This is a genomic window from Dactylosporangium sp. NPDC048998 (genome assembly GCF_043197855.1).
GTDB lineage: Bacteria > Actinomycetota > Actinomycetes > Mycobacteriales > Micromonosporaceae > Dactylosporangium.
Genome location: NZ_JBICTV010000001.1, coordinates 793,056 through 804,629, shown reverse-complemented (window position 1 = coordinate 804,629; position 11,574 = coordinate 793,056). Strand labels below are relative to the sequence as shown.

The following is an 11,574-nucleotide window of genomic DNA, read 5'->3' as shown; positions in this document are numbered from 1 at the left end:
GCGCCGCCTCGGCGAGACCGACCCGAACGAGCGGCGGCCCGCCGGCCGTGAGGGGCCGGCGGGCCGCCGCAAAAGAACTCAGAAGCCGAACGACGAGACCAGGATCGCGCGGCCGAGGGTGTGGGCGGTCAGGTTGAAGCCGACCACGTTCGCCGACGAGTCGGCGTCGACGCCTAGGGAGTCGGTGTCCAGGGCGTGCACCACGAAGAAGTACCGGTGCGGCGCGTCTTGCGGCGGGGGCGCGGCGCCGCCGAAGTCGCGGGTGCCGTAGTCGTTGCGCGCGTGGATCGCCTCGTCCGGCATGCCGTCCTTGTCGCCGGTGCCGGCGCCCGTGGGCAGCTCGGTGACGCTCGCGGGCAGGTCGTAGACGATCCAGTGCCAGAACCCGCCGCCCGTCGGGGCGTCCGGGTCGTAGCAGGTCACGGCGAAGCTCTTGGTCCCGGCCGGGAAGCCCGACCAGGACAGGTGCGGGGAGGTGTTGCCGCGCGCGTAGACCTGGGCGTCGGGCAGCGTGCCCCCGTCGGTCAGGTCCTCGCTGGTCAAACTGAACGCCGGCACCGCGGGCAGGAAGTCGTACGGCGACGGCGGGCGCGGACGGTCGGTCATGCGCAATCTCCTTGCGAGGTGGCTACAGCTGTCTACCGGGAATCCTCTTACCCAACGACCGGCCGTCTCAAGTGAGGCGGTTGACCGCGAGTCCGAGCAACCACACCAGGTACGGCTGATGCACCGCCCCCGCGGCGCGCTGCTCGATGCGCACCACCGTCCGCCCGCGCCGGGCTGCGGCCCACTGGCCGGACGCGAAGGCCTCGTCGCCGACGCCGGGGACCGCCATGCCGCCGCGGTGGGCCCGGAACGCCAGCTCCGCCGCGATGCCGGTGGCCACCAGGATGAGCAGCGTCGAGCCGTCCGCCGCCCGGAACTCCGCCATACTCATCGGGCCGACCGCGACCCCGTGATCCGCGCCGCCGACCAGTGAGACCGGCTGGCCGAGGACCCGCCCCACCTCCTCGGCGGTGACGAGATCCCCCGGCGCGACCCGGGCCGGGCGCACCGCCGTGGCCAGGGCGGGCGCCCCGGCGTTCATCGCCCGCTGGATGAGCTGGTCGGTGTTCTCGTCGCCGAAGCTCTGCGACCGTGACCGCGCGCTGGACTCGACCCGCAGTTCAAGGACCCGCCGGGTCCAGCGCCGCGCGGTCAGCGTCACCACGTCGCCGGGTGAGGCGCGGCCGATGATCTCGGACGGGCAGGCCCAGGCGACCGTACGGTCGGAGGCGCCGGAGTCGACCGCGAGGTAGTGCAGCCAGGGGATGGACGGGCTGTTCTCGCCCTGGCTGCGGGTCTTCCAGGTCTCGGTCCACAGCACCTCGCCGGTCACCGTGACCGGGGTGAACAGGTCGACGAGGGTGGCGATCAGGGTGTACCCGCCGTAGAGCAGCGGCCACAGGATGAGCACCTGGACGGCGAGCGTGATCCAGTCGACGGCCGAGCCGGGCGCGAAGTCGAACGCGATCGCGTTGAACCGCACGACGAACGCGGCGACGGCGAGGCCGGCAAGGGCCTTGAGGATCAGCCGGACCGCCTTCTGGCCGTACCGCGGGAACAGGCTCGGGTAGCTGACCCGCACGCGGTGCCAGGTGCCGCCGAACGAGGACCACACCCGGCGGCGGTTGCCCATGCCGAGGTCGATCACGGCGCTGCACACGCGGGTCGCCCCGACGGCGTCACCGTAGGACAGGTAGCGGTCCCAGACCGTGACGGCCGCGGGCGGCAGGTCGGCGAAGCTCTCCTGGGCGCGCAGAAACGACTTCAGCCCGAGCCAGCGTGCGGCGGCGACGCGCCCCTGCGGCGTGTCGCGCTCGCCGCGGGACTTCCCGGCGAAGACGCCCAGGATGGCCCACACGACCACCACCGCCCCGAGAGCGGCGCGGAAGTCGCCGTCGCCGGTGCGGCGGATGTTGAGTGCGACGGCCAGGCCCACCGCGCAGGCAGGCACGGCGGCAACGACGCTCAGCGCGGTGACGACCGCGGGCGAGAAGCGGCGCTGCGACAGGCCCTGCGAGCGGGCGTCGGCGATGATCGCGGCGTTGAGCCGCCTGGCCCAGCCCTTGGCCTCGGCCTCGTTGCGGAACGTCAGCGCCGTCAGCGGCACCACGCCGCCGATGGCCAGGCCGCGGACCCGCTCGAAGATCATGGTTTCGTACGCGTTGAGCCCCGACGGCCGCTCCTGCCGCACGTGCACCGTCGTCTGCAACGGGTCGTTGCCCGGCTGGCGGAATTCGAGCACCTTGCGGGCCGCCAGGTCGATCAGCGTCGACTCGGCGCCGTCCTCCGTCAGCTCCCAGTGCCCGGTGATCAGGCTGACCACGGCCGGCGACTCGGGGCCGCCGAAGTCCTGGGTCGGCGGCGGCGCGTCGATCGGGCGCGGGTGGGTGATCAGCAGCGCGCCCCAGAACGCGAGCAGCCACACGCCGAGGCCGGCCAGGGCGATGCCGGCCTCGACCAGGAGCGCCGGGTCGATGTTCATCGGCCGCGGGGCCCGTCAGAACCGGACGTTGACGTCGGCGCGCTCGCCCGCGGCGGCCTCGAAGTACGGCCGGGGGTGGAACCCGCCGACGCCGGCGATGATGTTCGTCGGCAGCGTCTGGATCTTCTGGTTGTACGTCTGGATCGCGCTGTTGTAGAACTGCCGCGCGTACGCGATCTTCTCCTCGGTGTTGCCCAGCTCCGCCTGCAGCTGCAGGAAGTTCTGGTTGGCCTTCAGGTCCGGGTACGCCTCCGCCAGGGCGAACAGCCGTCCCAGCGCCTGGGTGAGGAAGCCCTCGGCCTGGGCCTGCTGGGCCGGGCCGCCGGCGGTCGAGCCCGCAGCCGCGTTGCGGGCGGCGACGACAGCCTCCAGGGTGCCGCGCTCGTGCGCGGCGTAGCCCTTGACGGTCTCCACCAGGTTGGGAATCAGCGAGTGGCGGCGCTTGAGCTGCACGTCGATCTGCGCCCATGACGCGTCCACCTGGGTGCGGGCCCTGACCAACGAGTTGTACGTCGCCACGGCCCACGCCACGAGCACAAACACGAGTACGACGACCACGCCGAGCACGATCACAGGAGTCATGGGCGCATCGTGACCGGTGCGAGTTGCCGACCCCCGGCGAGTGTCGCCGATCCGACAGTTCAGGGCAGGCGATACTCCTCCGAACGGCGCGCGGCCAGCCAGGACTCGACGTCGGCGGCGGCGCGCGGCAGCCCGTCGGAGAGGTTGCGGGCGCCGGTCGGGGTCACCAGGACGTCGTCCTCGATGCGCACCGCCAGGCCGCGCAGCTCGGCCGGGACCAGCTCGTCCTCGGGCTGGAAGTACAGGCCCGGCTCGACGGTGAGCACGTATCCGGCCTCGAGGTGGCCCTCGCGGTAGCGCTCCTTGCGCGCGTGCGCGCAGTCGTGTACGTCGAGGCCGAGCATGTGCCCGAACCCGTGCAGGGTCCAGCGCCGGTACAGGATGGCCTCCTTGTCCATCGCCTCGTCGACGCTCACCGGCAGCACGCCGAGGCTCGCGAGGCCCTCGGCGAGCGCGCGCATGCAGGCCTGGTGTACGTCGTCGAACGCCACGCCGGGGCGGATCGTGTCGATGCCGGCCTGCTGGGCGCGGTACACGATCTCGTAGACCTCCCGCTGCAGCGGCGTGAACGTGCCGGAGACGGGCACGGTCCGAGTGACGTCGGCCGTGTAGAGGTTGCGGTTCTCCACGCCCATGTCCATGAGCAGCAGGTCGCCGGGGCGGGTGTGCCCGTCGTTGCGCGTCCAGTGCAGGATCGCGGCGTGGGCGCCGCCGCCGACGATGGAGCCGTAGCCGACGTCGTTGCCGTCGTGGCGGGCGCGCAGCCCGAACACGCCCTCGACGAGCCGCTCGCTGACGGGCCGGTCGGCCGGCAGGGCGCGGGCGGCGTCTTCGAAGCCGCGCACGGTCGCGTCGATCGCGTCCTGCAGCTGCTCCAGCTCCCAGGCGTCCTTGACCAGCCGCAGCTCCGACAGCGTCCAGGCCAGCTCCTGGTCGCGCTCCGGGGCGGCGGCGCGCACCCGCTCGTCGACCGACGGGTCGAAGCCGCGCAGCACCCGGGTGCGCCCCGGCGCGCTGTCGTCCAGCGCCGCGCCGAGCTCGTCCAGGTGCGCGGTGTGCAGCTGCAGCTCGGTGGCCTTCTCCGCCAGGGTGTGCCGGCGGCCGATCCACAGCTCGCCGTGGTTACGGTCGGTGAAGAACTCGTCGGTGTCGCGGGGCGAGCGGGGCCGCACGTAGAGGGTGGCGTCGTGCCCGCCGCCGGTCGGGCGCATGACGAGCACCGCTTCCGGGTCGTGCTCGCCGGTCAGCCACACGTGCTCGGTCCCGGGCCGGAAGGCGTGGTTCGTGTCGTTGGAGCGGACCCGCTCGACGCCCGCCGGGATGATCAACGTCTCACCCGGGAACGCGGCGGACAGCTCGGCGCGGCGCTTGGCGTGGTCGGGAGCCTCGACCCGGGGCGCGACGTCAAGCGTCGTGTCGTGCCAGCCCGTGCGCATGAACGCCCTGAACCGTTCGGGGAATTCGGGGTCGTGCGACTGGCTACCGCCCTGCGCCTGACCTTCTGTTTCCATCGTGACACCGCTCTCATCGCCGCGAATTCGTGCTCCACCTGCGACCGTACCCCGTGCGAGGATGCTTGCCATGGCGGGTCTTCTCACGTTCGTCAGCGCGCGCGGCGGCGCGGCGGCGCACCGGGATGCGATCGCCGACGCGCTCGGGCTGCTGCGCCACCGCGGTCCGGACGAGGAGCGGGTCGTCGCGAACGACGACGTCGTCTTCGGCGCGGAGCGGCTCGCGGTGACCGACCCGTCGGGCGGGCGCCAGCCGCTGTCGTACCCGCCGACGGGCGTCACCGCCGGGCGATACCTCATCGTGCTCGACGGCGCCGTGCACAACGCCGCCGAGCTGCGCGCGGAGCTGGCGGAGGAGCGCAACGCCGAGTTCGCCACCAACAGCGAGGCCGAGGTCATCCTGGCCGCCTACCACCACTGGGGCCCCAGCGCCGTCAACCGGCTGCGCGGCATGTTCGCGTTCGTGATCTGGGACGGCTCGGCCCGCCGCGCGTTCGGCGCCCGCGACCCGTTCGGCGTGAAGCCGCTGTACCAGCTGCAGACCCCCGCCGGCGTCTACCTGGCGAGCGAGAAGAAGGCGCTGCTGCCGTTCGTCGCCGAGCCGGCCGCCGTCGACACGGTGCGGCTGCAGCACTACCTGACGATGCAGTACGTGCCGGAGCCCGCCACCATGCACCCCGAGGTGCGGCGGCTCGGGGCCGGCGAGTCGTTCGTCTACACGCCGGGCGGGCCGCTGGCGAACCGGCGGTACAGCCAGCTGAACTTCCACCCGGCGCCGGTGACCGACGAGGACGCCGTGGTGCGCCGCATCGCCGACGCGCTGCGCGAGAGCGTCCACGCCCACCTGCGCGCCGACGTGCCGGTCGGGGCGTTCCTGTCCAGCGGCATCGACTCGACCGCGATCGTGGCGCTCGCCGCCGAGAAGGACCCGGCCCTGCGCACGTACACCGTCGGCTACGACGCGGTCGGCCCCCAGGCGCAGTACTCCGAGATCGACGTCGCCGAGCAGTCGGCCCGGGCGCTCGGGGTGCCGCTCACCGCGACGGTCGTCACCGCCGCCGACTTCATGCGGGCGCTGCCACGCATCGTGTGGCACCTCGACGACCCGGTCGCCGACCCGGCCCTGGTCCCGCTGTTCTTCCTGGCCGAGCGGGCCGCGCGGGACGTCACCGTCGTGCTCGGCGGCGACGGCGCCGACGAGCTCTTCGGCGGCTACCCGATCTACCGCGAGCCGCTGTCGCTGTCGACGGTGAGCCAGCTGCCCGATTCGATGCAGCGCGGCCTGCGCGCCGTGTCACGGGTCATCCCGCACGGCGTGAAGGGCAAGAGCTTCCTGGAGCGCGGCACCACCCCGATCGAGGAGCGCTACTACGGCAACGCCCGGATCTTCACCGACGAGGAGAAGGCCGCGCTGCTGCGCCACTACGAGCCCGACGTGCGCCACACCGACGTCACCGCGCCGGTGTTCAAGGAGGCCGGGGCGCTCGACGACGTCACCACCATGCAGTACATCGACCTGTACACCTGGCTGCGCGGCGACATCCTGGTCAAGGCCGACCGGATGACGATGGCGCACTCGCTGCAGCTGCGCACCCCGTTCCTGGACCGGGCCGTGTTCGAGGTGGCCGCGGCGCTGCCCAGCGAGCTCAAGGTGCCGCCGCGCTCGCAGGAGACGAAGGCGGCGCTGCGCCGGGCCCTGGCCGGGGTGGTGCCGGAGCCGATCGTGCACCGCAAGAAGCTCGGCTTCCCGGTGCCGATCCGCCCGTGGCTGCGCGGCGAGATGTACGACTGGGCGCACGGCCTGCTCGACTCCTCCGGCGCCGGCGACCTGCTCGACCTCGACGTGATCCGCGGCCTGCTCAGGGCGCACCGCAAGAAAGAGGCCGACCACTCCCGCAAGATCTGGACGGTGCTGGTCTTCTGCGTCTGGCACGCGGTGTTCGTCACGGGCACCATGAGGCCGGGCTATTTCCGTGGTGATCCAGGTGGTGAAACGGGCGCCGAGGCCCGTACCGGGCAGGAGAGCCGCCTCTAGCGTGAGCGGCGATGCTGCTCACGTTCCGCGTCCAGAACTTCCGCTCGGTCCGCGACATCCAGGAGCTCACGCTGCTGGTCACGCCGCCCGACGCCGGCCTCGTGGCGCCCCTCGTCCACGGCCGGGCGGTGCATGTCTCGCCGCTGGCCGGGGTGTTCGGCGCCAACGCGTCGGGCAAGTCGACCGTGCTGCGCGCGCTGGGTACGCTGCGCGCCCTGGCCGCGTCCGGCAGCGACGCCCGCGACGCCGCCCGCCGCTTCGACCCGTTCCGGCTGGACCCGGCGACCCGGCTGCTGCCGACCCGGTTCGAGGCGGAACTGCTCGCCGAGGGGGTGCGCCACGTGTGGGGCTGCGCCTACAAGCAGGGCGAGGTCGTCGGCGAGTGGCTGCACGCGTACGGCCGGGACCGCCGCACGGTCTGGTACGAGCGGGACCGGTCCGGCGTGCGCACCCTGCCGCGGGCCCGGCTGGAGCCGCTCGCCGTCGCGGTGGCCCGCGACCCGTCCACGACCCTGCTGGCGCTGGGCGCCGACGCCGAGCACGCCTGGCTCGCGCCGGTCGCCGCGACCCTGGCGGCGATCACCCCGGTGCGCGTCGCGCCCGGCGCCCGCCTGGTCCACGACCTCGACCACCTCGCCGCCCGGTGGAGCGACCAGCTGACCCTGCTGGTGGCCCGGGCCGGGCTCGGCATCGCCGGCGTCGACACGGGCGGCGGCTCGGTCCGGCTCGTCCACGACGCCCGGACCGGCGCGCACCCGCTCGGCGCCTACGGCGAGTCCGACGGCACCATCGCCTGGCTCGACCTGCTCGCCGCGCTGCTGCCGGCCCTGGAGCGCGGCGGCGTGCTGCTCGTCGACGACCTCGACGCGATCCTGCACCCGAGCCTCGCCGCCGAGGCGCTGCGCCTACTCGGCGACCCGCGGCTCAACCCGGCCCGCGCCCAGCTGGTCTTCGCCGCCCGGGCCGTGCCGCCGACGACCGCCGAGTCGCAGCGGTGGTACGCGGTCAAGTCCGGCGGCGCCACCCGCCTGCTGCGCGAGCCCGGCGGCCCCGGCCTCAGCCCGGGCGAGCTGGCCCGCGAGCTGTGGCTGGCCAAGCGGCGTTCCGCACCGTGATACTGGCCGGATGACTGATTACGGCGTGGTGATCGGTGAGGCGCTGATCGATCTGCTCGAATCGACGTCGGGCGGTGACCTCGTCTACCGGCCCGCCGTCGGCGGCGCCCCGTTCAACGTCGCGGTCGGTATCGCCCGCCTCGGCGCGCCCGTGCACTTCCTCGGCTCGTTCGGCGACGACCCCTTCGGCGTCCGCCTGCTGGAGTTCCTGGACAAGGCCGGCGTCGGTACGGCGGGCACCGTCACCGTCCCCGGCGTGGCCACCACGCTCGCCGTCACCACGTTCCAGGGCCACGAGCCGACGTTCCGCTTCTACGGGTCCCCGCCGTCCTACGGCCTGTTCGACGCCCCCGACGTCGACGAGTCCCTGGTCGCCGGCGCCGGCCTGCTGTACTGCGGCTCGATGTGCCTGCTCGACCCGCCCGTGCTCGCCGCCGCGCGCCGCGCCTGGGCCGTGCGCGGCCCGGGCGGTGGCCCGGTGCGCGTCTTCGACCCCAACGTCCGCCCGGTCGTCGGGCTCAATCCGGACGTCGTCGCCGAGTTCGCCGCCACCGCCGACCTGGTCAAGCTCAGCTCCGCCGACGCGACCGCACTGTGGGGCGACTCCCCCGAGGCCGCCGCCGCCCGCCTGCTCGCGCTCGGCGCCAAGACCGTGATCGTGACCGTCGGCGCGCAGGGCGCCCTCGTCGCCCGGGGTTCCGCGACGGTACTCGTGCCCGCCCCGCGCATCGCCCCGGTCGACGCCACCGGCGCCGGCGACGCCACCATGGCCGGCCTGAGCTGGGGGATCCTCACCCGCGGGGTGCCCGCCGACCTGGGCGGCTGGGCCACCCTGACCCGCGTCGCCGTCCACGTGGCCGGCCTGGTCTGCGAGTCGCCGGGTGGCGCCGTGTCGATGCCGACGGTCGCCGACCTTCGCGCCCGATTCGTAGACTTGGCCGTGTGACGCCCGCGCGGTTCGGCCGTTACGTGACGGCGAGCAAGGCGACGGCCGCGGCGGTCGCCTTGCTCATCGTCGCGCTCCGGGTCGTCTACGAGTTCGGGATCACGGCCGCCGACACCCCGGTCTGGGCCGCCACCGCCCTGCTGATGGCCCCGGTCGTCGTGCTGAGCGCCGCCTTCATCGCCTTCGGCATCGTCTTCCGCCCGATCCACCACCCGCCCCCGGCCGCGCTGCGCGTTCGCGGCGACGCGTTCGTGGTCCCCGGCTCCCCGATCCTGCTGGGCCGGCTCACGATGGGCTGGGCCCTGTTCGGCACCGTGTTCCTGGAGAGCGACGGCACCGTGTCGCCGACCGTCCGCCTGGGCATCAACGCCGGCGCCGCGCTCGTCATCGCCGGCGCCGCCCTGCCGCTGCTGCGCGGCCCGCGGATCGTGGTGAGCCCGGCGGGCCTGAGCATCCGCGCCGGCGGCCGCCGCAAGCTGGGGTGGGACGACCTGGTGCGGGTGCCCACGTCGCCGCTGCCGCTGACGGTCCGCGGCCCGAAGCTGGCGCTGAGCATCCGCCGCCCGGGCCGCGAGGAGCCCGGTTGGCTGCTCGTGCCGCTCGACCTGCTCGCCGTCGAGCCGGTGTTCCTGGGCTCGGTGGTCGAGCACTACGTGGAGCATCCGGAGCGCCGCCCGGCGATCGGCACCCCGGAGGAGTACGCCCGCCTCACCGGCACCGGGTGACGGACAGGAAGATCCTGACCAAGCTGCGCTCTGGTGCGGGTCACGGCCGGGCGTCGGTCAACGCCGTTCGCCGAGCTCGTTGAGCAATTCCGCGGCAAGCTGGGCCACGGTCTGGTCCGCATCGCCCACATGCCGGCGCACGACCGCTACGTCCGCCCGGACCACGGAGGTGCACTCCGCGTCAAGGTCCGCCCGGCCGTACCCGATCTCGGTGTGCGCCGAATCGCCGGTGACCAGGTAAACAAGCAGGTTGAGCAGCCGCGCCCGCGTGTACGCGGGCAACGGGTCACGGTCGAGGGCCACCATCGCCAGCCGCGCCACCGGCACCGCCGCTTCGTACAACAATCCCTGGGACTCGACATCGCCCTCGATGTCCAACCGCCTGGCCGCTTCCTCGCTGGGCTCGGCGAGATACGCGGCGAAGCTCTCCGGCACGTGCCGCGCCCCCCGCGCGCACCCGCAACGCAGCGAAGCCCACGGGAAACGGGCGGCCTCCGCCGCCCACGCCGCCTGCAGGCCAGGCCAGGAAGGCTCCGGCCCCGCCCACCGCCGTGCCCGGGCCGGTTCGACCGCGCCGCCGACCCAGGTGGCAACGACCCCGTCGCCGTCGACGGCGAGAACCTGCCGCGGCTCCATGCCGAACTCGACGGCTCTGACCCAGCCGTTGAGGCCCCTCAGGTCAGCGATCGCCTCGCCGCTACGCCCGCCCCGCACCCGCACGAGCCGGTCCATACCGGCACTGATGAGCCGCTCACCACCGCTGTCGAACCGCAGCGCCAGAACTGGCTCGACGTGCGGCGCGGGCAGCGCCCTGGCAGTACCGTCGGCGGCCCAGTGCCACAACCACACGACACCGTCTCTTCCCCCCACAGCCAGCCGCTCGCCGTCGGGACTGAACGTCACGGCCGCCAGCCACGCCCCGCCCAGCTCGACCGCACGCACCAGCCGCCGGGACTCCACGTCCCACACCTGAACGCGGCCCGTCTGCGAACAGGCCGCGACGAGCGTTCCGTCCGGGTGCCATGCCACCCCACGAATCCCGCTGCCGAAGCCGTCAACGGCCGTCCGGGTCTCGATCCGCGCGATGACCGACGACAAGCCGCCGTCCGCGACACGAATGACACCCGAGACGTCACCCCACGCGACACGATGGCCGTCACCCCGCCACGACACCGCCCGCACAGCCGCCCGGCCGTCGTACAGTGCGACACCGCCGGGCCAAGACCACAGCCCGCCAGTCTCACCGCCCGCCACGAACGCCTCCCCGCCCGGCCGCCACGCCACCGCCGTGACCGGATCCGGCAAGGACAGTTTCACCACCTGAAGACCCGACTCGGTTTCCCACACCGGACAGGTCCGCGAGTCCGTCCCCCCAGCCGCCGTCCGCCCGCCGGAACTCAAACCCACGGCGCCGAACTTCGGGTTCACCGCAGCATCAGTCACACCAACCAGCCATCCAGACGTGTGTTGTACCAGCGGGCCAGCATGCTGACCCGGCCCGTGCCCGTGTCCGTCCACTCCGACCGGTAACCCAGACTGCCCTGCATCCCCGTGGTCGGCCAGCACCCGGCCCAGCGGAGCCTCAAGGGCAAGTCGTTTGCAAGCCGCCCCGTGGATGCTCGGTTCGTGACCGCTTTGCTGTTGGTGCGCCGGGTGCCCCCGGGCCGCTTGGACCTCACCCGTGCGACCGCGCAGCAGTGGAACGACGGCCTCGCCCGCGATGCGACGCTGCAGTGGTGGGAGCTGTTCGATCCGGCCGCCGAAGACGGCCAGCCCGCCGCCGCCCTGGCCGCGGTCCGCCCGGACGACGCCGTCGTACGGCTGGCCGGACTCGCCACGCCGCCCGGCCGGCGCGACCGCGCCGTTCAGGTGCTGCTGGCCCTGGTGGACGCCCTGCGGGCCACCTCCGCTCATACGCTCGAGGCGGCGCCCTCCGGCGAGCTGCTCGGCATCCTGCGCGAGGCGGGTTTCCGCCCGGGCGCGGACGGCCGGGAGGTCGTCGAGCTGTAGCGGCCGTTGACAGGCCCGGTGCATCACGTTTCAGAACTTGGAACAGCCTTGCCTATTTAACAAGACGGACGTACGGTTTTCTTGACACCCCGAACCCCGCGGCTTTGGCCGTCGCGCGCTGGG

10 protein-coding genes are annotated in these 11,574 nt (G+C 73.4%); 5 read left to right on the top strand and 5 right to left on the bottom strand.

Going from position 1 to position 11,574, the window contains the following annotated elements; translation table 11 throughout:
• Positions 1-78 precede the first annotated feature (78 nt).
• From ACGFI8_RS03765 to ACGFI8_RS03750, 4 genes are all read right to left on the bottom strand, one after another.
• Positions 79-606, bottom strand: coding sequence for a YbhB/YbcL family Raf kinase inhibitor-like protein (locus tag ACGFI8_RS03765; RefSeq protein ID WP_392799446.1), 528 nt, complete (start codon positions 604-606; stop codon positions 79-81).
• Between the two features lie 67 nt (positions 607-673).
• Positions 674-2,527 carry a DUF2207 family protein gene (locus ACGFI8_RS03760; protein WP_392799444.1) on the bottom strand — a complete coding sequence of 618 codons (1,854 nt, stop codon included), beginning with the start codon at positions 2,525-2,527 and terminating at the stop codon, positions 674-676.
• 15 nt (positions 2,528-2,542) lie between these two features.
• A complete protein-coding gene (locus tag ACGFI8_RS03755; protein ID WP_392799442.1) occupies positions 2,543-3,109 on the bottom strand; it encodes a LemA family protein in 567 nt (188 codons plus the stop codon).
• Between the two features lie 59 nt (positions 3,110-3,168).
• Positions 3,169-4,620 carry an aminopeptidase P family protein gene (locus ACGFI8_RS03750; RefSeq protein WP_392799439.1) on the bottom strand — a complete coding sequence of 484 codons (1,452 nt, stop codon included), beginning with the start codon at positions 4,618-4,620 and terminating at the stop codon, positions 3,169-3,171.
• Between the two features lie 70 nt (positions 4,621-4,690).
• On the opposite strand from ACGFI8_RS03750, the gene asnB reads away from it, so the two are divergent.
• Genes asnB through ACGFI8_RS03730 form a run of 4 tightly spaced genes read left to right on the top strand, consistent with a single transcriptional unit; the run spans position 4,691 to position 9,441 of the window.
• A complete protein-coding gene (gene asnB / locus ACGFI8_RS03745) occupies positions 4,691-6,655 on the top strand; it encodes an asparagine synthase (glutamine-hydrolyzing) (RefSeq protein ID WP_392799436.1) in 1,965 nt (654 codons plus the stop codon).
• Between the two features lie 11 nt (positions 6,656-6,666).
• On the top strand, positions 6,667-7,770 hold the full coding sequence (locus ACGFI8_RS03740) for an ATP/GTP-binding protein (protein WP_392799433.1): 1,104 nt from the start codon (positions 6,667-6,669) through the stop codon (positions 7,768-7,770).
• 10 nt (positions 7,771-7,780) lie between these two features.
• On the top strand, positions 7,781-8,716 hold the full coding sequence (locus tag ACGFI8_RS03735; RefSeq protein WP_392799430.1) for a PfkB family carbohydrate kinase: 936 nt from the start codon (positions 7,781-7,783) through the stop codon (positions 8,714-8,716).
• Positions 8,713-9,441 carry a hypothetical protein gene (locus ACGFI8_RS03730; protein WP_392799428.1) on the top strand — a complete coding sequence of 243 codons (729 nt, stop codon included), beginning with the start codon at positions 8,713-8,715 and terminating at the stop codon, positions 9,439-9,441. Before ACGFI8_RS03735 ends, ACGFI8_RS03730 begins: the two co-directional genes overlap by 4 nt.
• 57 nt (positions 9,442-9,498) lie before the next feature.
• On the opposite strand, the gene ACGFI8_RS03725 is transcribed toward ACGFI8_RS03730, so the two are convergent.
• On the bottom strand, positions 9,499-10,869 hold the full coding sequence (locus ACGFI8_RS03725) for a WD40 repeat domain-containing protein (protein WP_392799425.1): 1,371 nt from the start codon (positions 10,867-10,869) through the stop codon (positions 9,499-9,501).
• Between the two features lie 198 nt (positions 10,870-11,067).
• On the opposite strand from ACGFI8_RS03725, the gene ACGFI8_RS03720 reads away from it, so the two are divergent.
• Positions 11,068-11,451 carry a hypothetical protein gene (locus ACGFI8_RS03720; RefSeq protein WP_392799424.1) on the top strand — a complete coding sequence of 128 codons (384 nt, stop codon included), beginning with the start codon at positions 11,068-11,070 and terminating at the stop codon, positions 11,449-11,451.
• Positions 11,452-11,574: the final 123 nt, after the last annotated feature.